The following is a 21,494-nucleotide window of genomic DNA, read 5'->3' on the forward strand; positions in this document are numbered from 1 at the left end:
TCGTACTCGTACCGCTACGGCAGCTGGGCCGTTCGTGCCTCGCGGCGGTTGTCGCGGAAGTTGTTCACTCGACGTGCCGTCGCGAACAGCGGGATCACCGCGCCCATGACCAGTTGCAGCGCGCACCCCGTCTGGAGGAGCAGCTGCCCGCTCGGCGCGTCGAAGGCCCAGCCGGCCAGGAGGCCCATGGAGAGGACGATCCAGCCGAGCATCGCGCCCGCGAGGCGGCCACGGGGCTTCGGGTACTCCACCCGGCTCACCATCAGCCACGCCGTGCCCAGGATCGCCAGCAGCGTCGCCACGAACGGCAGCTCCAGCAGCACGATCGAGACGACCGTCAGCGCGCCGAACGGCGACGGCATGCCCTGGAACACCCCGTCCTTCATCGTCACGCAGCTGAAGCGCGCCAGCCGGAGGACGACGGCCAGGAGGACGACGATCGCTCCCAGCGCCGCGACCCGCTGGTGCGCGTCGTCGGCGACCATGCCGTAGACGAGGACGAAGTACGCGGGCGCCAGGCCGAAGCTGATCAGGTCGGACAGGTTGTCCAGCTCGGCCCCCATCGGCGAGCTGCGCAGCTTGCGGGCGACCAGCCCGTCGAACAGGTCGAAGACCGCCGCGCACAGCATCAGGATGACGGCCGTGGCCGCGCTGTGCCGGGCCATGCCCGACTCCTGGCTGCCGGTGAGGTGCGGGATCAGGATGCCGGTGGTGGTGAAGTACACCGCCATGAACCCGCAGGTCGCGTTGCCGAGGGTGAGGGTGTCCGCTATCGACAGGCGGAGCGAGAGCGGCATCTCCTCCCCGTCGTCCACCTCGTCTGCCTCGGGCACCCAGCCCGCCTGGGTCTCCGGATCAATCACGGTCAATGCGAGTCACCCCAGCCACGGTCTTCTGTCCGACCTCGACCGCGACCTCCACGCCCTCGGGCAGGTAGAGGTCGACACGCGAGCCGAAGCGGATCAGACCGATACGGTCGCCCTGCTCGACCTTCGTACCCTCGGGGAGGTAGGGCACGATGCGGCGGGCCACCGCGCCGGCGATCTGGATCATCTCGATGTCGCCGAGTTCGGTGTCGAAATGCCAGACTACGCGCTCGTTGTTCTCGCTCTCCTTGTTGAACGCGGGAACGAAGCCGCCGGGGATGTGCTCGACCGACGTCACCGTGCCCGCGAGGGGTGCGCGGTTGACGTGGACGTTGAGCGGGCTCATGAAGATCGCGACGCGGGTGCGGCCGTCCTTCCACGGCATGATGCTCTGCACCACTCCGTCGGCGGGCGAGATGACCCTGCCCCGGGCGATCTCGCGCTCGGGGTCGCGGAAGAACCACAGCATGCCCGCGGCGAGCGCGGTGGCGGGCACGGCGACGGCCTTGGCGACGCCCGAGCGGCGGGCGCGGGCCAGGCTGAGGGCTGCGGTGGCGACGGTCGGGAGAAGCCACGGCGATGCTCCGCGCGCGAGGCGTGCGCCTACCAGGCTGTCGCGGTGTGCAGAGGTTTGGCTGTGGGGCATGGATGACCTTCGTAGCGGATGATGCCGCACAATAACGGGGGACGGCGGCTTTCCGAGGGATCGTACCGGTCGCGGGCCACAACTGGGCAAGCCAGGAAGCGGAGTCGGCGGCCGAAGAGTGTCTACGGGGTGTGATCTTCTTCTCGAAGAAAACACCCCGCATCAGGACAATCAGCCCTGGAATCGATACTCTTCGAGCAACCTGCGCCCGATGATCATTTTCTGGATCTCGGCGGTACCTTCACCGATGAGCAGCATCGGGGCCTCGCGGTAGAGGCGCTCGATCTCGTACTCCTTGGAGAAGCCGTAGCCGCCGTGGATCCGGAAGGCGTCCTCCACGACCTCCTTGCAGTATTCGGAGGCGAGGTACTTCGCCATCCCTGCTTCGAGGTCGTTTCGTTCCCCTGAGTCCTTTTTGCGTGCAGCGTTCACCATCATCGCATGCGCGGCCTCCACCTTGGTGGCCATCTCGGCCAGCTTGAACTGGATGGCCTGGTGCTGGGCGATCGGCTTGCCGAAGGTGCTGCGCTGCTGGGCGTAGCCCACGCCCAGCTCGAAGGCGCGCTGGGCGACACCGCAGCCGCGCGCGGCCACGTTGACCCGGCCGACCTCGACTCCGTCCATCATTTGGTAAAAACCTCGGCCGGTGACGCCGCCGAGCACCCGATCGGCCGGTACCCGCAGCCCGTCCATGATCAGCTCGGTGGTGTCGACCCCCTTGTAGCCCATCTTCTCGATCTTGCCCGGGATCGTCAGACCGGGCCGGACCTCGCCGAAGCCGGGCTCCTTCTCCACCAGGAAGGTGGTCATGGACTTGTGCGGGGCCGTGCCCTCGGGGTGTCCTTCGTCACTGCGGACCAGAACGGCCACCAGCGAGGACGTGCCGCCGTTCGTCAGCCACATCTTCTGGCCGTTCAGGACGTACTCGTCGCCGTCCCTGACCGCCTTGGACGTGATCGCCGACACGTCGGACCCCAGCGCCGGCTCCGACATCGAGAACGCGCCCCGGATGTCGCCCGCCGCCATGCGCGGCAGGAAGTGGTCCCTCTGCTCCTGCGTGCCGTGCTGCTTGAGCATGTACGCGACGATGAAGTGCGTGTTGATGATGCCGGACACCGACATCCAGCCGCGGGCGATCTCCTCCACGCACAGCGCGTAGGTCAGGAGCGACTCGCCCAGACCCCCGTACTCCTCGGGGATCATCAGCCCGAAGACGCCGAGCTCCTTCAGGCCGTCCACGATCGCTTGCGGGTACTCGTCGCGGTGCTCCAGCTCGGTCGCGACCGGGATGATCTCCTTGTCCACGAAGTCGCGGACGGTGGAGAGGATCTCCTGCTGGACGTCGGTCAGACCGGCGGTCTGGGCGAGACGGGCCATGGCTTACTTCTCCGACTTCTTCTCCGCGGGCGCGGACAGCTCCGGGCGGCCGGGCTGCTCGCCGCCGCGCTCCTTGATGTACGTCTCGGTCGGCACCATGACCTTGCGGCGGAAGACGCACACCAGGGTGCCGTCCTGCTTGTAGCCCTTGGTCTCGACGTAGACGATCCCGCGGTCGTCCTTCGACTTGGACGGCCACTTGTCCAGCACCGTCGTCTGGCCGTAGATCGTGTCGCCGTGGAAGGTCGGCGCCACGTGCTTGAGCGACTCGATCTCCAGGTTGGCGATCGCCTTGCCGGAGATGTCCGGCACGCTCATGCCGAGCAGCAGGGAGTAGATGTAGTTCCCGACGACGACGTTCCTGCCGAAGTCCGTCGTCTTCTCCGCATAGTTGGTGTCCATGTGGAGCGGGTGGTGGTTCATGGTGAGGAGACAGAACAGGTGGTCGTCGTACTCGGTGACCGTCTTGCCCGGCCAGTGCTTGTACGTCGCCCCGACCTCGAACTCCTCGTAGGTGCGTCCGAACTGCATCGCGCTCAGCCTTCCGGGATCTCGAACTTGCTGGTGCGCCGCATGCCGGCCGCGCGCCCCTTGCCCGCGATGACCAGGGCCATCTTGCGGCTGGCCTCGTCGATCATCTCGTCGCCGAGCATCGCGGAGCCCTTCTTGCCGCCGGCCTCGGACGTGCAGTAGTCGTACGCGTCCAGGATCAGCTCGGCGTGGTCGTAGTCCTCCTGGGTGGGGGAGAAGACCTCGTTGGCGGCGTCGACCTGGCCGGGGTGCAGCACCCACTTGCCGTCGAAGCCCAGCGCGGCGGCGCGGCCGGCGACCTCGCGGAAGCCGTCCACGTTGCGGATCTGCAGGTAGGGGCCGTCGATCGCCTGGAGGTCGTTGGCGCGGGCGGCCATCAGGATCTTCATCAGGATGTAGTGGTAGGCGTCCGCCGGGTAGCCGGGCGGCTGCTCGCCCACGACGAGGGACTTCATGTTGATCGACGCCATGAAGTCGGCCGGGCCGAAGATGATCGTCTCGATGCGCTGCGAGGCCTGCGCGATCTCGTTGACGTTGTTCAGGCCCTGCGCGTTCTCGATCTGCGCCTCGATGCCGATCCGGCCGACCTCGAAGCCCATCGTCTTCTCGATCTGGGTCAGCAGCAGGTCGAGGGCGACGATCTGCTGGGCGTTCTGCACCTTCGGCAGCATGATGCAGTCGAGATTCGGGCCGGCACCCTCCACGACCGTCACGACGTCGCGGTACGTCCACTCGGTCGTCCAGTCGTTGACGCGCACGACACGGGTCTTGCCGGTCCAGTCGCCCTCGTTGAGGAACTTGACGATGGTGTGCCGCGCCTCGGGCTTGGCGAGCGGCGCGCACGCGTCCTCCAGGTCCAGGAAGACCTGGTCGGCGGGGAGGCCCTGCGCCTTCTCCAGGAACCGGGGGTTCGAGCCCGGCACCGCCAGGCAGGAGCGCCGGGGACGGAGACGGTTGACGGTCATGCGGGGACCTCCAGGGGGTCGAGCTTGTTCGCTTTCCGGATCTCGTCGGCTATGGCGCCGATGATCCCGGTGATGTCGAAGTCCTTCGGGGTGAAGACGGCGGCGACTCCGGCTTCCCTGAGCTGGTCGGCGTCACCATTCGGGATGATGCCACCGGCGATCACGGGGATGTCTGTGGCACCGGCCACACGCAGGCGCTCCAGCACGTCCGGCACCAGCTGCGCGTGCGAGCCGGACAGGATGGACAGGCCGACCGCGTGCACGTCCTCGGCGAGGGCCGCGTCCACGATCTGCTCCGGGGTGAGCCGGATGCCCTGGTAGACCACCTCGAACCCGGCGTCACGCGCGCGCACCGCGATCTGCTCGGCGCCGTTGGAGTGCCCGTCCAGGCCGGGCTTGCCGACCAGGAAGCGGAGCTTGCCCACCCCCAGCTCGCGGGCGGTCGCGTCCACCTTGGCGCGGACGTCGGCGAGCGCCGAGCCGGCCTCGGCGGTGACGGCCACCGGCGCGGAGGACACCCCGGTGGGCGCCCGGTACTCGCCGAACACCTCCCGCAGCGCGCCGGCCCACTCACCGGTCGTGACACCCGCGCGGGCGCACTCCAGGGTGGCCTCCATCAGGTTGCCCGTGCCCTTCGCGGCCTCCTTCAGCTTCTCCAGCGCCTTGCACGGACGCGGGTGGTTGAAGGGCGGCTGGTAGCGGGTGTCCCGCCAGCCCGTGAGCGCGTCGATGACACGGTTCTCGACCGCCGGGTCGACCGTCTGGATCGCCGTGTCCAGATCGGCGGTGAGCGGGTTCGGTTCGGTCGTCTCGAAGATGTTGACGCCGACGATCTTCTCCTGGCCCGACTCGATCCGGCCCCGCCGCTCGGCGTGCGAGGAGACCAGCTGCGCCTTGAGGTAGCCGGACTCGACGGCCGCCATGGCGCCGCCCATCTCCTGGATGCGGTCGATCTCCGCGAGGGAGTCCTCGACCAGCTGCGCCACCTTCGCCTCGATGACGTGCGAGCCCTCGAAGATGTCCTCGTACTCCAGCAGGTCGCTCTCGTGGGCGAGCACCTGCTGGATGCGCAGGCTCCACTGCTGGTCCCACGGCCGGGGCAGACCGAGGGCCTCGTTCCAGGCCGGCAGCTGCACGGCACGCGCACGCGCGTCCTTGGAGAGGGTCACCGCCAGCATCTCCAGCACGATCCGCTGGACGTTGTTCTCCGGCTGCGCCTCGGTCAGGCCGAGCGAGTTGACCTGGACGCCGTAGCGGAAGCGGCGCTGCTTGGGGTCCTGGATGCCGTACCGCTCCCGGGTGATCCTGTCCCAGATGCGGCCGAAGGCGCGCATCTTGCACATCTCCTCGACGAAGCGGACGCCCGCGTTGACGAAGAAGGAGATGCGGGCCACCACGTCGCCCATGCGCTCCTGGGGCACCTGCCCGGAGTCGCGCACGGCGTCGAGGACCGCGATCGCGGTGGACATCGCGTACGCGATCTCCTGCACCGGCGTGGCCCCGGCCTCCTGCAGGTGGTAGCTGCAGATGTTGATCGGGTTCCACTTCGGCATGTGGGAGACCGTGTACGCGATCATGTCCGTCGTCAGGCGGAGCGAGGGGCCCGGCGGGAAGACGTGCGTCCCCCGGGACAGGTACTCCTTGACGATGTCGTTCTGGGTCGTGCCCTGGAGCTTGGTGATGTCCGCGCCCTGCTCCTCGGCGACGACCTGGTAGAGCGCCAGCAGCCACATGGCGGTGGCGTTGATCGTCATCGAGGTGTTCATCTGCTCCAGGGGGATGTCCTGGAACAGCCGGCGCATGTCACCGAGGTGCGAGACGGGCACCCCGACCCGGCCGACCTCGCCGCGGGCGAGGATGTGGTCCGGGTCGTAGCCGGTCTGCGTCGGCAGGTCGAACGCCACCGACAGACCGGTCTGGCCCTTGGCGAGGTTGCGCCGGTACAGCTCGTTGGACGCCTCGGCGGTCGAGTGACCGGCATAGGTCCGCATGAGCCACGGCCGGTCCTTCTGCCGCCCGCCCGCAGTGGGCTGACGCTCTGTCATCGATGCCCCCCGTGTCTCAGATGTTGCGGAAGCGGTTGATGGCGTCGATGTGCTTGGCCCGCATCTCGGGGTCGCGCACGCCGAGGCCTTCCTCGGGGGCCATGCACAGCACGCCGACCTTGCCCTGGTGCAGGTTGCGGTGGACGTCGTACGCGGCCTGGCCGGTGTCCGCCAGGGAGTACACCTTCGACAGCGTGGGGTGGATCTTGCCCTTGGCGATGAGGCGGTTGGCCTCCCACGCCTCGCGGTAGTTGGCGAAGTGCGAGCCGATGATCCGCTTCAGCGACATCCACAGGTAGCGGTTGTCGTACTCGTGCATGTAGCCCGAGGTGGAGGCGCAGGTGGTGATGGTGCCGCCCTTGCGGGTGACGAACACCGAGGCGCCGAACGTCTCGCGGCCGGGGTGCTCGAAGACGATGTCGATGTCCTCGCCGCCGGTCAGCTCGCGGATGCGCTTGCCGAAGCGCTTCCACTCCTTCGGGTCCTGGGTCTGCTCGTCCTTCCAGAACCTGTAGCCCTCGGCGTTGCGGTCGATGATCGACTCGGCGCCCATCGCGCGACAGATCTCCGCCTTCTGCGGCGAGGAGACGACGCAGATCGGGTTGGCGCCGCCGGCCAGGGCGAACTGCGTGGCGTAGGAGCCGAGGCCGCCGCTCGCGCCCCAGATCAGGACGTTGTCGCCCTGCTTCATGCCGGCGCCGTTGCGGGAGACCAGCTGGCGGTAGGCGGTGGAGTTGACCAGGCCGGGGGCGGCGGCCTCCTCCCAGCTGAGGTGGTCCGGCTTCGGCATCAGCTGGTTGGACTTCACCAGCGCGACCTCGGCCAGGCCGCCGAAGTTGGTCTCGAAGCCCCAGATGCGCTGCTCGGGGTCGAGCATCGTGTCGTTGTGGCCGTCGGAGGACTCCAGTTCCACGGACAGGCAGTGGGCGACGACCTCGTCACCGGGCTTCCAGGCGTTGACGCCCGGGCCGGTGCGCAGGACCACGCCCGCGAGGTCGGAACCGATGATGTGGTACGGCAGGTCGTGCCGCTTGGTCAGCTCGCTGACCTTGCCGTAGCGCTCCAGGAACCCGAACGTCGAGAGCGGCTCGAAGATCGAGGTCCACACGGAGTTGTAGTTCACGGAGGAGGCCATCACGGCCACCAGCGCCTCGCCCGGACCCAGTTCGGGCAGCGGCACCTCGTCGAGGTGGATGGACTTGCGCGGGTCCTTGTCGCGGGTCTGCAGGCCCGCGAACATCTCCGTCTCGTCCTTGTGCACGGTGATCGCGCGGTAGGACTCGGGGAGCGGCATGGCGGCGAAGTCGGCGGACGTGGCGTCCTGCGACTGGATCGCGTCGAGGATGTCCTTCACGGTCACGGTGTTGCCTCCGGCGAAGAGCGCCCTGAGCAAGAGGGGCGCTGAGGGTTGCGTCGGTGCTGCTGCGAGAGCTGCTGAGGGTTTTGGTGAGGGTGCCGTCGGTTCGGCGGGGGTGGTGCTTCGGCAGCGCTTTGTGGCGCGGGAGGGTGCCTGTGACGCAGGCGTCCGGGCACGGAGGCGATTGGCCTGCGGGGACAGCCCGAACACCTTCAACGTATGACACCGCGTGTCACCCCGCAAGGCACTGAGTGCCAGAGATTGCTCTCAGGTGAAATCTTTACTTGACAGATGAGCGATGATCGATCGAACGGCCCCTCGGGGGCGGGTGAAAAGGGGCGCTGACATGCAAAAACGGCCACCCGTGGGGTGGCCGTCGTCACAGCGGGAAAAGCGCCTCGGTGCGGCTCAGCGCTCCTTGAGGGCCTGCTCGATGGTGCGCATGACCTCCTCCAGGGGCGCGTCGGTGCGGGCGACCGTCACCAGCACCTCGCCTTCCACGGAGGCCGTCGTGGCGGCGGGCCGCCCGGTCGTGTCGCGCCCGGCGCCGATGCCCGAGCCGAAGGTCTTGCGGACGATCGCGAAGGCGTGGTCGAGCTGGTTCTCCACGTCGCCCTGGCCGCCGGCCCGCAGCCAGCGCCGCAGCACGTGGTTGTGGGCGGTGACCACCGCCGAGGCGGCGACCTCGGCCAGCAGCGGGTCGTCGTTGGCGTCGTCGTCGTGCGCGTGCTCGTCGAAGTGGCCGAGCAGATAACGGGTGAACAGACGCTCGTAGCGGGCCACCGACGCGATCTCCGCCTCGCGCAGGGTGGGCACCTCGCGCGTCAGCTTGTAGCGGGCGACCGAGATCTCCGGCCGCGCCGCGTACATCCGCATGACCTCCTTGATGCCACGGCACACGGTGTCGAGCGGATGCTCGTGCGCCGGGGCGGCGTTGAGCACGGCCTCGGCACGGACCAGAGTGTCGTCGTGGTCCGGGAAGATCGCCTCTTCCTTGGAGCGGAAGTGCCGGAAGAAGGTGCGGCGCGCGACCCCGGCCGCGGCCGCGATCTCGTCGACGGTGGTCGCCTCGTACCCCTTGGTCGCGAACAGCTCCATCGCCGCGGCCGCCAGTTCCCGGCGCATTTTCAGCCGCTGGGCCGCGGCGCGACTGCCGGCGGCACTTTCCGGCGCGTCGGGCTTGGCAGGGGTACGTGAGGACTTGGCGGGCTGGGACATGACCCGAACGTACTGCATGTGCCCAGCTCGACGCACAGGTCCGGGGTTTCCCCCGCCCGCGGTGGGCGGGGGAGAACCGGCGGGATCGAGCAGCCCGCCCCAGTCCGGGTCCGGCCGGAACCAGTCGCCGACGCCCTCAGCGGCGGGCATACTCGCGGAAGCCGCGACCGGTCTTGCGGCCGAGGCAGCCCGCGGCGACCAGGTGCTCCAGCAGCGGCGCCGGGGCCAGCCCCGGGTCGCGGAACTCGCGGTGCAGCACCTTCTCGATGGCCAGCGAGACGTCGAGGCCGACCACGTCCAGCAGTTCGAACGGGCCCATCGGGTAGCCGCCGCCCAGCTTCATCGCCGCGTCGATGTCGTCGAGCGACGCGTAGTGCTCCTGCACCATCTTGATCGCGTTGTTCAGGTACGGGAACAGCAGGGCGTTGACGATGAAGCCGGCCCGGTCGCCGCAGTCCACCGCGTGCTTCCTGACCCTCCCGCAGACCTCGCGGACCGTCGCGTGGACGTCGTCCGCCGTCAGCACCGTCCGCACGACCTCGACCAGCTTCATCGCCGGGGCCGGGTTGAAGAAGTGCATGCCGATCACGTCCTGCGGGCGCGAGGTGGCGCGGGCGCAGGCGACGACGGGCAGCGAGGAGGTCGTGGTGGCCAGGATCGCGCCCGGCTTGCACACCTTGTCCAGCGTCCGGAACAGCTGCTGCTTGATCTCCAGGTCCTCGGCGACCGCCTCGACGGCCAGGTCGACGCCGGCGAAGGCCTCGTAGGAACCCGCAGGGGTGATCCGGTCCAGGGTCTGCGCGGCGGCCTCCGCGGTCAGCCGGCCCTTGTCGACGGAGCGCGAGAGCGACTTGCCGATACGGGCCCTCGCGGCCTGGGCCTTCTCGTCGCTGCGGGCGGCCAGAACGACGTCGTAGCCGGCCTTGGCGAAGACCTCGGCGATGCCGGACGCCATGGTGCCCGACCCCGCGACACCCACCGAGTGCACCGCGCGGCCCGGCGTGAGTGAGCCGCCCTCCAGCGGGGTCTGCGCGTCCCGCACGACCGTGGCGCTGCCCGGCGCGTCGTAGGTGTAGAAGCCGCGCCCGGACTTGCGGCCGGTAAGGCCCGCCTCGCTGAGCTGCTTCAGGATCGGCGCCGGGGCGTGCAGCCGGTCGTGCGACTCGGCGTACATGGCCTCCAGGACCGTACGGGCGGTGTCGACACCGATCAGGTCCAGCAGGGCGAGGGGGCCCATCGGCAGGCCGCAGCCGAGCCGCATCGCGGCGTCGATGTCCTCCCTGGAGGCGTACTTGGCCTCGTACATCGCGGCGGCCTGGTTGAGGTAGCCGAACAGCAGCCCGTCTGCGACGAACCCGGGGCGGTCGCCGACCGCGACCGGCTCCTTGCCCAGTTCGACCGCCAGGTCGGTGACCACGGCGACGGCCTGCGGCGCGGTCAGCACCGAGGAGACGACCTCGACGAGCTTCATCACCGGGGCCGGGTTGAAGAAGTGCAGGCCGAGCACCCGCTCCGGACGCGCCGAGTCGGCGGCGAGACGGGTCACGGACAGGGCGTTGGTGCCGGTCGCCAGGATCGTCTCCGGCCGGACGATCGCATCCAGCTCCCGGAAGACCTGGTGCTTGATCTCGTACGACTCCGGGACCACCTCGATGACGAGGTCGGCGTCGGCCACCGCGCCGAGGTCGGTGGAGGTGCGGACCCGGGCCAGGGCGTCGGCGCGCTCCTCGCCGGTCAGCCGGCCCCGCTCCACGGAGTGGGCGGTGGCGGCCTCCAGGGCGGCGACCGCGGCGGCCGTCCGGGCCTCGCTGAGGTCGACACCGATCACCTCGCGGCCGGCCGTCGCCAGCACCTCGGTGATGCCGGTGCCCATGGTGCCGAGGCCGACGACCGCGATCGTCTTCAAGGGGGACAGGGAAGGGTCGGACAGGGGAGTGGCCATCGCGGGACTCCAGGAATGAGGGGTGACGACTAGGAACGCGCCGGGTGCGCCGGAAGGCGCACGCCGGAGCGGAGAAGGAATGCGGGATGCGGGTGTTGCCGGGCCGCAGGTGCCCTCGGCAGGCGGAGTTCGCCCGCTGGGGGCACGGGCGCACACGCCCGGTGCCGTCCGTGCGGGGCGCGCACAACGCCCCGGAGCGGCTGACGTCCGACCGGCCCTGTCCCGGAGCCGGGTCGTACAGCGGTACCGAGGTACCGAACCGACCAGTGCCCGCGACGGCCGCGTCACCAGACCGCCGCAAGCGAAAGCGCGAGTGGGTAACTCGCTCGATTGAGCTTAACCGGCCGGTAACGAGCGCGCCAGCCCCCGGACTTTGTGATGTAGGTCCCCTCGGGGCCGTGGCCCGCCTACGCTGGGGGTCGTGGACGAAGAGTTGCGATCGCTCACGGAGCGTTTACGGCAGGAGTCGCAGGGGGCCGTGGCGTACGACCGGCTGCTGGAGACCGGGGACGCGGAGGTGCTGGCGGACGTGCTCACCGCGCCCGGGCAGCCGCTGTGGGCCCGGGAGCTGGCCGCGTTCCGGCTCGGCCGCGCCGGTGACCGGCGTGCCTTCGAGTCCCTGGTGCTGTTCCTCAACCACCGCGACCCCCCGCGCTGTGCCGCCGCCGCCCACGCCCTCGCCCGGCTCCGCGACCCCCGCACGGCCCGCGCGGCGGCCGCCCTCGCCACCAACGAACTCCGTGTCGCCTACGCCCTGCACCCGGTACGGCTGCTGGCCGAACTGGACGGCCCCGAGTCCGTGCCCGCCCTGATCACCACCCTGGAGCGGCGGCTCCGTCCGCACGACCCCTACCACCGGGTGGCCCTCGCCTGCGTGGAGGGCCTGGGCGCGCTCGGCGACCCCAGGGCCCGGCGCGTGCTGAACGAGGCGCTGGCCCACCCGGCCCTCGCCGAGGCGGCGGTCCACGCGCTGGCCCGGATCCCGCAGCCGCGGTGACCCGGGCCGGGCGCTCCCGCGGACACGGCCGCCGGGGCCCGCGTGTGGCGGACCCCGGCGACTGTGCGTGCGACGGTGCGCGGGCTCAGCGGCGGTACCCCAGCAGGGCGTGCAGGGTCGAACCGCGCGACGACGTCGCGGCCGCCTTCGCCTCCAGCGGCTCCGGGTCCGGGGACTTCTGGCAGACGGCGTCCGCCTCCCCGGTCCCGTGCGGCACCGTGCCGTCGGTCAGATAGGCCGCCAGGTACCGGTCGAGGCAGGCGTTGTCGCTCAAGGTGATGCCGTGGTTGCCGCCGCCCTCCTCGACGACCAGGCCGGAGCGGGCCAGCAGGTGATGCGTCGTCACGCCGCCCTCGTACGGGGTGGCCGCGTCGTCGGTGGCCTGGAACAGCAGCGCCGGGGGCAGCTTCGTGTTGGTGACGTCCACCGGCTGCCGCGACTTCGTCGGCCAGAACGCGCACGGCGCGTTGTACCAGGCGTTGTTCCAGGCCATCAGCGGAGCCTTCTCGTACACCTCCCAGGTGTCCGTCCGCCACCGCTCCCACGACCGTGGCCAGGACGCGTCCCGGCACTGCACCGCCGTGTAGACGCTGTAGCCGTTGTCACCGGCGGCGTCCACCGCGCCGAAGTTCTCGTACGCCTCCTCCAGCGGCCCGGCGTCCCCGTGGTGGACGTAGGCAGCGAACGCCTCGGCGAGGTAGGGCCAGTAGCCGTTGTAGTAGCCGCCCGGGATGAAGGTGTCCTCCAGCTCGGAGGCGCCGACCTTGCCGCCCGCCGGCTTCTTCGCCAGGGCCGCCCGCATCGCGTACCACTCGGACTCGACCTTCTCGGGGTCCTTGCCCAGCCGGTACGTCGAGTCGTACTTGGCGATCCAGGCCATCAGCGACCGGTGCCGGTCGTTGAACGCGTAGTCCTGGCCCAGGTTGTCCTGGTACCAGACGCCCCTCGGGTCCACGATCGAGTCCAGCACGAGCCGGCGCACCCGGTCCGGGTACAGCTTCGCGTAGACCGCGCCGAGGTAGGTGCCGTAGGAATAGCCGAAGTAGTTCACCTTGCGCGCGCCGAGGGCCTGCCGGACGGTGTCCAGGTCCCGGGCCGCGCTGACCGTGTCCATGTACGGCAGCAGGTCCGCGTACTTGCGGCCGCAGGCGGCGGCGAACGACCGCACGCGCGCGAGGGCCGCCTTCTCCAGCTCGGGCGTGGCCGGCACCGAGTCCGGCCGCACCGGGTTCGCGTACCCGGGCGAGCAGTCGAGGGCGGGCCTGCTCCGGCCCACTCCGCGTGGGTCGAAGCCGATGATGTCGTACTGGGACGCCACCGACCTGGGCAGGGCGGAGGCGACGAAACCGGCGAGGGTGAGCCCGCTGCCGCCGGGGCCGCCGGGGTTGACCAGCAGCGGCCCCTGGAAGGTCCGGGCGGTGTGCGGGACACGGGACAGGGCGAGGGTGATCTTCCGGCCGGACGGGTCGGCGTGGTTCAACGGCACCTTCACCGACGCGCACTGGAGTGCCGGGTAGTCGTCGGTGCCGCACTTCTTCCAGGCGAGCTTGGCCGCGGGGGCGGTCGTGTCGGCCCGCGCGGGCAGGGCCGTGACCGAGCCGGCCAGCATCGCGGCGGCGGCGCACAGCAGGGCTGCGCGAGTTCTCATGGGTCCTCCCGGGACGGAGGGTGGGGTGAACCGCGAGGTTCACGGTCCTCGCCGCATCGTCCCGGCGTCGGGGCCCCGAAGAACGTGATCTGTCCATACTTGACCCAATTGGGTCGAGGGATGCCCTCGAACGCGCTCAGATCAGAGTGAGTTGGGTCGGTTCCGTACCGGTCGATGCGGCACCGGACGGTTCCGTACCGCCGGCGGGCGCGGCCGGTTCCGTCGCCTGTGCGGCCCGGGTCCGGCGGGCCGCGCCCGCGCGCGTGGGCCCGATGCCGTACTCCTCGGCCAGCTCGTGCACCTGACGGGTGATCCGGCGCTGGTACCACTTCGGCGCGTAGGCGCCCTCCGCGTACAGCCGCTCGTAGCGGCGCACCAGGTGCGGGTGGTGTGCGCCGAGCCAGGCCATGAACCACTCCCGCGCGCCGGGCCGCAGGTGCAGCACCAGGGGCGTGACGGAGGTGGCCCCGGCCGCCGCGATCGCGCGCACCGTGGCCCGCAACTGGGCCGGACGGTCGCCGAGGAACGGGATCACCGGTGCCATCAGCACCCCGCAGCCGATGCCGTGCTCGCCGAGGGTGCGGACGACGTCGAGCCGGCGCTCGGGCGCCGGGGTGCCCGGCTCCACCGTGCGCCACAGCTCGGAGTCGGTGAAGCCCACCGAGACGGATATGCCCACGTCCGTCACCCGGGCCGCCCGGGCGAGCAGGTCCAGGTCGCGCAGGATCAGTGTGCCCTTGGTGAGGATCGAGAACGGGTTCGCGTGGTCGGTGAGGGCGGAGATGATGCCCGGCATCAGGCGGTAGCGGCCCTCGGCGCGCTGGTAGCAGTCGACGTTCGTGCCCATCGCCACGTGGTCGCCCTGCCAGCGCCGGGACGCCAGCTGGCGGCGCAGCAGCTCGGGCGCGTTCACCTTGACGACGATCTGGGTGTCGAAGCCGAGGCCCGTGTCGAGGTCCAGATAGCTGTGCGTCTTGCGCGCGAAGCAGTAGACGCACGCGTGCGTGCAGCCCCTGTACGGGTTGACGGTCCACTCGAACGGCATGCGGGACGCGCCCGGCACCCGGTTGAGGATCGAGCGGGCCCGGACCTCGTGGAAGGTGATGCCGGCGAACTCCGGCGTGTCGAACGTACGCGTCCTGACGGCGTCCGCGCCGAACAGCGCGGCGTCGGCCCGGCCGTGTTCGGGCTCGTCTGTGAGGTTCTCCCAGCGCATGAGGCCTCCTCGGTAGCACTGGGACACAGAATAGAACATCTGTTCCCATGATCGTGCGACCCCCGATTTGGGCGGCCGGGCGCCGGGGTGGTTGGCTTGCCCGCACCGGAGCAATGCCGAGCAGCAAGGTCCCTGGAGGAACGCAATGGCGCAGGTCGAGGCCACTACCGAGCGGGTCGTCGCGGCGGACGCGGAGAAGGTGTTCGACGCCCTCGCCGACTACCGCGGCACCCGGCAGCAGTTGCTGCCGGAGCACTTCAGCGAGTACGAGGTGCGTGAGGGGGGCGACGGCGAGGGCACCCTCGTCCACTGGAAGCTCCAGGCGACCAGCAAGCGCGTGCGCGACTGCCTGCTGGAGGTCACCGAGCCCACCGACGGCGAACTGGTCGAGAAGGACCGCAACTCCTCCATGGTCACCACCTGGCGCGTCACCCCGGCCGGCGAGAGCTCCTCCCGGGTCGTCGCCACCACCACCTGGAACGGCGCCGGCGGTATCGGCGGCTTCTTCGAGAAGACCTTCGCCCCCAAGGGCCTCGGCCGGATCTACGACGCGATCCTCGCCAACCTCGCCGCGCACGTCGAGAAGTAACCGGCCCCCGCCGGCTCCTCGTCGAACGGTGAAGGGGCGTCACCCCCTTCACCGTTTCGGGTGGTTCCCGCTTCGGATCGGGTTCGTCCCGTAACCAGCCGTACTTGCCCGCAGTTGCCGCCTTGCGCGGGACACGTGGTGCTGGTGCGGCGAGGGGAGCGGGACGTGGGCGGGACGACTCTGGTGCGGGACGAACCCGCCACCGCACCCCACGGCGAACCCGAGGCCCCCGGGCCGGCCGAGACCGCCGGACTCGGCCCGCGCCGGATCCGGCTGGTGTTCACCGGACTGATGCTGGCCCTGCTCCTGGCCGCGCTCGACCAGATGATCGTCGCCACCGCGCTGCCGAAGATCGTCGGCGAGCTGCACGGCCTGGACAAGATGTCCTGGGCGATCACCGCCTACCTGCTCACCGCCACCGTCGGCCTCCCCCTGTACGGCAAGCTCGGCGACCTCTTCGGTCGCAAGGGCGTCTTCCAGTTCGCGATCCTGGCCTTCGTCGTCGGCTCGGCACTCGCCGGCCGTGCCCAGACCATGGACCAGCTCATCGCCTTCCGCGCGGTCCAGGGCGTCGGCGCGGGCGGCCTCATGATCGGCGTGCAGGCGATCATCGCCGACGTCGTGCCGCCCCGGCAGCGCGGCCGCTACATGGGCCTGATCGGTGCCGCCTTCGGACTCGCCTCCGTCGCCGGCCCCCTCCTCGGCGGCTACTTCACCGACCATCTCTCCTGGCGCTGGTGCTTCTACGTCAACGTGCCCTTCGGCCTGATCACCCTGGCCGTCGTCACCGTCGTACTGAAACTGCCCAAACCGGCCGCGCGGGGCCGCCTCGACGTGCCCGGCGCGCTGCTGCTGGCCGCAGCCTCCACCTGCCTCGTGCTGCTCACCAGCTGGGGCGGCACCGAGTACGCGTGGGGCTCCCGGACCATCCTCGGCCTCGGCGCGGGCGCCCTCGCAGCCGTCCTCCTCTTCGTCCTCGCCGAGGCCCGCGCCGCCGAACCCCTCATCCCGCTCAGGCTGTTCCGCGACCCCGTGTTCACCGTCACCGGACTGGTCGGCCTCGTCATCGGCGTCGCCCTGTTCGGCGCGGCCAGCTATCTGCCGACCTTCCTGCAGATGGTCGACGGCGCCAGCGCCACCGAGTCCGGGCTGCTGATGCTGCCCATGATGGCCGGGATCGTCGGCGCCTCGATCGTCTCCGGGCAGCTCATCAGCCACACCGGCCGCTACAAGATCTTCCCGCTGGCCGGCGGCGCCCTGTCCGCCGTCGGGATGTGGCTGCTGTCCCGGCTGGACACCGACACCCCCCGGCTGCACTACAGCGTCTGGATGGCCGTCCTCGGCGCCGGCATCGGCCTGGTCATGCCCGTCCTCGTCCTCGCCGTGCAGAACTCCGTCCGCCCCGCCGACCTCGGCACCGCCACCAGCGCCAACAACTACTTCCGGCAGATCGGCGGCAGCGTCGGCGCCGCCGTCTTCGGCACCCTCTTCGCGGGCCGGCTCACCGACGCCTTGCACCGGGAGCTGCCCGCCCACGCGGGTGCCCGGCTGCCCGACGCCGAGTCCCTCACCCCGCAGCTCGTCCACACGCTGCCCCCGGCGCTGCGCGACGCCTACATCCGCGCCTACGCCGACGCGATGCCCCGGATCTTCCTCTACCTCGTCCCGGTGCTCGTCCTCGGCCTGCTCATCGCCTTCTTCCTCAAGGAGAAACCGCTGGTGTCCCACAACGCCCCCGCCACCGATCCGGAGACCGGCCGGGCCAAGGCGGCCGTCCCGCAGGCCCGGCCCCGGCCCACCGCCGAGGGAACCACGGTGTCCCGTTCGCCCCACCCCGCCGGAGTCCCCGTCTGCGGCGCCGTGCGGCACGCCGACGGCACCGTCGTGCCCCGCGCCGCCCTCACCCTGATCGACGTCGCCGGAGCGCAGATCGGGCGGGGCGCCAGCGGCGACGACGGGCGCTACGCGCTCGCCACCCCCGGCTCCGGGTCGTACGTCCTCATCGCCGCAGCCGGCGGCCACCAGCCGCAGGCGGTCTCCGTGACCGTCGGCGAGCGGCCCGTCGAACTCGACGTCGTCCTCGGCGGCGCCGGACGCCTCGCCGGCAGCGTGCTCACCGCCGACGGCACCCCCGTCCGGGACGCCACCGTCACCCTCACCAACGTGCACGGCGAGGTCGTCGCCAGTACCCGCAGCGGCCGCGAGGGCGGATACCTCATCACCGAACTGGTCGCCGGCGAGTACACCCTGGCCGCCAGCGCGCCCGCCTACCGGCCCGCCGCCCTCCCCGTCAGCGTGCAGGCCTCCCGGGAGACCCGCCAGGACGTCGAACTCGCGGGCGGCGCCGTGCTGAAGGGCACCGTCCGGGCCGGCGGCGGGCGGCCCGTGGAGGACGCGCGCGTGACCCTCCTGGACGCCGCCGGGAACGTCGTCGACACCCTCACCACGTCCGCCGACGGAACGTTCCGGTTCGTCGACCTCTCCTCCGGCGAGTACACCGTCATCGCCGCAGGTTACCCGCCGGTCGCCACGGTCCTGCAGGTCGCGGGCGGCGGCCGCACCGAACGGGACCTGCTGCTCGGTCACGAGGACTAGACCGGGCGCGAGGGAACACGCCCGAGTGATTCCGGGGCGCCAATTCCCGGATTGCCGCACATGACGACCGGCGCTCGCCGTACCGTAGTGGCGGGCGGCACAGATCGTTTACTGAACAGCCGTGGGGAGAGAGGGCCTGGGCCATGGACCGTGGCAGCGAGCGGGACGCACCCCCCAGCCGCGGTGCTGGGGACGGCGCGCCGGACCCGGCGGCGGCCGGCCGGATTCCGCTGGCCGTGGTGGTCGTCGACCGCGACGGCCTGGTGTCCCACTGGAGCACCGGAGCGCGACGCCTGTTCGGCATGAGCAGGGACGAGACCGTGGGCCGGCCCGCCGTCGACCTGCTGCCGGTCTCCGGTGCGTTCGCCGACGACCAGCGCGGCGACCCCATGCCCGACGACTGCTTCGAGGCGTACGACGGCCTCGGCCCCGACCTGGAGGCATCCCTCGGCGGACGCACCGACTACCCCACGGCCGGCCGGGCCCGGGTCGCCGCTCCCAAGGACGAGCGGTCCTCCGCCGGCTCCACCGGCGAGGGCCGCCTCGACGTGCTCTGGTGGGCCTACCCCCTGGTCGGCCCCGGACCGGCCCGGCTGCTGGTCCTCGCCGCCGACGCCACCCGGCTCCAGCAGGAACGCGGCTTCGACGACGAGAGCGCCGAACGCATCTCGCCCGGGTTCGCCCGCCACACCGAACTGCCCGCCCCCGAGGACCTGGAGCGGCGGCTGCCCGAGATCCTGCCCAACATGGGCCCCGGACTCAGCAGCCGCATCGTCTCCCAGGTCCTCGAACTCGGCTACCCCGTCCTGGAGTTCAGCCAGTTCGAGCGGGTGCCCGTCACCCCGTACTGGGGCGTCCCCCGGCGCGCCGGACACCTCCGCCCGGAACCGGTCCTGCCGCAGCAGCGCACCGGGCCCGTGATCCCGACCGGCGCCGAACGCGACCTGGAGTACCTCGCGGTGCGCGAGCGGCTGGAGTTCCTCAACGAGGTCAGCTCCGCCATCGGCACCTCCCTCGACCTCGGCGAGACCATCCGGGAGGTCACCAGCGCCGCCGTCCCGCGCTTCGCCGACTTCGCCGGCACCCACCTGCGCGCCGCCGTCCTGGCCGGCGAGGGCTTCCCGGACGGACCGCCGGACGCCAGCACCGTGATGCACCGCGTCTGGGTCGAGCACAACGACGAACCCGGCCGCTGGGACGACACCGTGCCCGTCGGCGAGGCCTTCGCCTTCCCCGAGCACACCCCGTTCTTCCAGTGCATGGTCACCGGTGAACCCGTCGTCATCCCGCAGATCAGCGAGGAGATGGGTAACCGCATCGCGGGCGAGTTCGAGAAACGCGACCTCAGGCCCCTCATCACCGGCCGCTCCCTGCTGATCGTGCCGCTCAAGGCACGCAACGTCGTCCTCGGCTTCATGGTGCTGATGCGGCGCCCCGGCCGCGCCCAGTTCGACGACATGGACCACACCACCGGCGCCGAACTCGCCGCCCGCGCGGGCCTCGTGCTCGACAACGCGCGCATGTACACCTACCAGGAGAACGTCGCCGACACCCTCCAGGACAGCATGCTGCCGCAGGTCGCGCCGCGCATGGCCGGCTGCGACGTGGCGACCCGCTACCTGCCCGGCACCCGGCTCGGCCGGATCGGCGGCGACTGGTTCGACACCATCAAGCTCGGCGGCTCCCGCACCGCCCTCGTCGTCGGCGACGTCATGGGCCACGGCCTCAACTCGGCCGCGATGATGGGCCAGTTGCGCACGGCCGTACAGACGATGGCGGCCATGGGCACCCCGCCCGCCCAACTGCTGCGCAACCTCGACGACCTGGCCCGCCGCCTCGGCGAGAACTACCTCGCCACCTGCCTTTACGCGGTCTACGACCCCATCCGCGGCGAACTGCACATGGCCAACGCCGGGCACATCCCGCCCGTTCTGGTGCGCGCCGAGGACGGGCGCAGCGAACTGCTCGACCTGCCGACCGGCGCCCCCATAGGAGTCGGTGGCGTCCCCTTCGAGGCGAAGGTGGTCCGGGTCGCGCCCGGCGACCGGCTCGTGCTGTGCACCGACGGCCTGGTGGAGGTGCGCGGCTCCGACATCGGCGAGGGCCTCGCCGCGCTCTGCGAGTCCGCCGCGCACCCCGCCGCCTCCATGGACGACGCCTGCGACACCATCATCCGCGCCCTCAACACCCGCGGCGGCCGCAAGGACGACGTCGCCCTGCTGATGGCCCGGCTCAACGGCATCCCCGACGACCACGTCGCCGAGTGGCAGTTCGACGCCGACCCGCGCGAGGTCGCCCGCGCCCGCCGCGTGGTCCGCGAGCGGCTGCTGCGGTGGGCGCTGCCGCAGCCCGTGGACACCGCGGAACTCCTGGTCAGCGAGGTCGTCACCAACGCCGTACGGCACGGTGGGAGCGGCCGGATCGGGCTACGGCTGGTCCGCACCGACGCCCTGCTGTTCGAGGTCATCGACGACGAGCCGGCCCTGCCCGCCATGCTCAACGCCCGCCCCTACGACGAGTTCGGCCGCGGCCTGCGCGTGGTCAGCCGGCTGGCCCGCGAATGGGGCGCCAGCGCCAGCGGCCACCGCAAGACCGTCTGGTTCGAACAGGCCATCAACCGGACGCCGTAGAGCACCCGATCAGGGGGTGCGCGCCTGCACCGCGCGCCCCCCCGGCAGGTGTCCGGAGCCAGCACATCCGGTGAAGGTGGGCCCCCACCCCTTGCCGAAAACACACCCGTCGCGATATCCCGATCACGGAACCGACCCGTGGGGAGATCGAATGAACGTCTCGGAGAACTACCGCAACGCGTGGGAGAGTTACTGGAGCGAGACCTCCGACGCGCCCGGTGAGGCGATCTGGGACGCCGATCCCTCCCTCACCTCCCAGCCGCACAGCGAACTGTTCCTGCCGTATGCCGACACCAGCCGCACCATCGTCGACCTCGGCTGCGGCAACGGCACCCAGACCCGCTACCTCGCGACCCGGTTCGCCAAGGCCGTCGGCGTGGACCTCACCCACGCGGCCGTCGAGCACGCCCGCCGCGCCGCGAACGGCACCGGAGTGGAGTTCCAGCAGCTGGACCTCACCGACATCGACGCCGTACGGGCCCTGCACACCCGGCTCGGCGACAGCCACGTGTACATGCGGGCCGTCATCCACCAGAGCGAACCCGGGGCCCGCTCCCGGGTCGCCGCCGCCGTCGCCGAGATCGTCGGCACCGAGGGCCGGGCCTTCGTCGTCGAGCTGACCTCGGGCTCCCGGGAGGTGCTGCAGCGGGCCGCGGCCGACCCCGGCGGTCCCGGACCCAAGCTGCGCCGGGTCTTCCACCACGGACTGAAGCCCGCGGACGCCTCCGACGACGAGATCCCCGCCCTGCTGGGCGAGGCCGGGCTCACGGTCCTCGCCAGCGGCGACACGGCCCTCGCGCAGACCGAGAACCTGGCGGACGGCACCCGCATCGACCTGCCGGCCCGCTGGTTCGTGCTCGCCGGAAAGTGAG

16 protein-coding genes are annotated in these 21,494 nt (G+C 71.0%); 5 read left to right on the forward strand and 11 right to left on the reverse strand.

The annotated features are described in order from the left end of the window. Positions 1-14: 14 nt before the first annotated feature. The 9 genes from pssA to ABZ854_RS08190 all read right to left on the reverse strand — a co-directional run bounded on the left by pssA (position 15) and on the right by ABZ854_RS08190 (position 10,947). Entirely contained in the window at positions 15-833 is an 819-nt protein-coding gene (pssA, locus tag ABZ854_RS08150) for a CDP-diacylglycerol--serine O-phosphatidyltransferase (protein WP_129311670.1), read from the reverse strand. A 22-nt stretch (positions 834-855) separates the two neighbouring features. After that, on the reverse strand, positions 856-1,512 hold the full coding sequence (locus ABZ854_RS08155; protein ID WP_361206093.1) for a phosphatidylserine decarboxylase: 657 nt from the start codon (positions 1,510-1,512) through the stop codon (positions 856-858). A gap of 171 nt (positions 1,513-1,683) precedes the next feature. Continuing rightward, a complete protein-coding gene (locus ABZ854_RS08160) occupies positions 1,684-2,889 on the reverse strand; it encodes an acyl-CoA dehydrogenase family protein (protein ID WP_361206096.1) in 1,206 nt (401 codons plus the stop codon). A 3-nt stretch (positions 2,890-2,892) separates the two neighbouring features. After that, entirely contained in the window at positions 2,893-3,420 is a 528-nt protein-coding gene (locus tag ABZ854_RS08165; protein ID WP_129305746.1) for a MaoC family dehydratase, read from the reverse strand. Positions 3,421-3,425: 5 nt separating this feature from the next. After that, positions 3,426-4,385: a CoA ester lyase gene (locus ABZ854_RS08170; protein ID WP_129305745.1), complete on the reverse strand. Its 960-nt coding sequence runs from the start codon at positions 4,383-4,385 to the stop codon at positions 3,426-3,428. Continuing rightward, positions 4,382-6,430 carry a protein meaA gene (locus ABZ854_RS08175; protein WP_361206101.1) on the reverse strand — a complete coding sequence of 683 codons (2,049 nt, stop codon included), beginning with the start codon at positions 6,428-6,430 and terminating at the stop codon, positions 4,382-4,384. Before ABZ854_RS08175 ends, ABZ854_RS08170 begins: the two co-directional genes overlap by 4 nt. Positions 6,431-6,446: 16 nt before the next feature. Further along, complete coding sequence (gene ccrA / locus ABZ854_RS08180; RefSeq protein ID WP_361206309.1) at positions 6,447-7,784, reverse strand: crotonyl-CoA carboxylase/reductase; 1,338 nt, start codon at positions 7,782-7,784, stop codon at positions 6,447-6,449. A gap of 411 nt (positions 7,785-8,195) precedes the next feature. After that, positions 8,196-9,005, reverse strand: coding sequence for a TetR family transcriptional regulator (locus ABZ854_RS08185; RefSeq protein ID WP_361206104.1), 810 nt, complete (start codon positions 9,003-9,005; stop codon positions 8,196-8,198). A 136-nt stretch (positions 9,006-9,141) separates the two neighbouring features. After that, positions 9,142-10,947 carry a 3-hydroxyacyl-CoA dehydrogenase family protein gene (locus ABZ854_RS08190; protein WP_361206106.1) on the reverse strand — a complete coding sequence of 602 codons (1,806 nt, stop codon included), beginning with the start codon at positions 10,945-10,947 and terminating at the stop codon, positions 9,142-9,144. A 421-nt stretch (positions 10,948-11,368) separates the two neighbouring features. Between ABZ854_RS08190 and ABZ854_RS08195 the strand changes: the two genes are divergently transcribed. Continuing rightward, a complete protein-coding gene (locus tag ABZ854_RS08195) occupies positions 11,369-11,944 on the forward strand; it encodes an adenylosuccinate lyase (RefSeq protein ID WP_361206108.1) in 576 nt (191 codons plus the stop codon). Positions 11,945-12,029: 85 nt separating this feature from the next. Here the strand turns inward: ABZ854_RS08195 and ABZ854_RS08200 are convergent, their stop codons facing one another. Then, positions 12,030-13,592, reverse strand: coding sequence for an alpha/beta hydrolase (locus tag ABZ854_RS08200; RefSeq protein WP_361206111.1), 1,563 nt, complete (start codon positions 13,590-13,592; stop codon positions 12,030-12,032). A 136-nt stretch (positions 13,593-13,728) separates the two neighbouring features. Next, positions 13,729-14,808 carry an Rv2578c family radical SAM protein gene (locus ABZ854_RS08205; protein ID WP_361206114.1) on the reverse strand — a complete coding sequence of 360 codons (1,080 nt, stop codon included), beginning with the start codon at positions 14,806-14,808 and terminating at the stop codon, positions 13,729-13,731. Positions 14,809-14,953: 145 nt separating this feature from the next. On the opposite strand from ABZ854_RS08205, the gene ABZ854_RS08210 reads away from it, so the two are divergent. From ABZ854_RS08210 to ABZ854_RS08225, 4 genes are all read left to right on the forward strand, one after another. After that, a complete protein-coding gene (locus ABZ854_RS08210; RefSeq protein ID WP_361206117.1) occupies positions 14,954-15,397 on the forward strand; it encodes an SRPBCC family protein in 444 nt (147 codons plus the stop codon). Positions 15,398-15,562: 165 nt separating this feature from the next. Continuing rightward, positions 15,563-17,992 (forward strand): DHA2 family efflux MFS transporter permease subunit, encoded by a 2,430-nt coding sequence (locus ABZ854_RS08215; RefSeq protein WP_361206120.1) that lies wholly within the window; start codon positions 15,563-15,565, stop codon positions 17,990-17,992. 143 nt (positions 17,993-18,135) lie between these two features. Further along, the gene (locus ABZ854_RS08220) at positions 18,136-20,622 is read left to right on the forward strand and encodes a SpoIIE family protein phosphatase (protein WP_361206123.1); all 2,487 of its coding nucleotides are present in this window, start codon (positions 18,136-18,138) and stop codon (positions 20,620-20,622) included. A 151-nt stretch (positions 20,623-20,773) separates the two neighbouring features. Beyond that, positions 20,774-21,493, forward strand: coding sequence for a class I SAM-dependent methyltransferase (locus ABZ854_RS08225; protein WP_361206126.1), 720 nt, complete (start codon positions 20,774-20,776; stop codon positions 21,491-21,493). Position 21,494 lies beyond the last annotated feature (1 nt).

This window comes from Streptomyces sp. NPDC047028 (genome assembly GCF_040644095.1).
Taxonomy (GTDB): domain Bacteria; phylum Actinomycetota; class Actinomycetes; order Streptomycetales; family Streptomycetaceae; genus Streptomyces.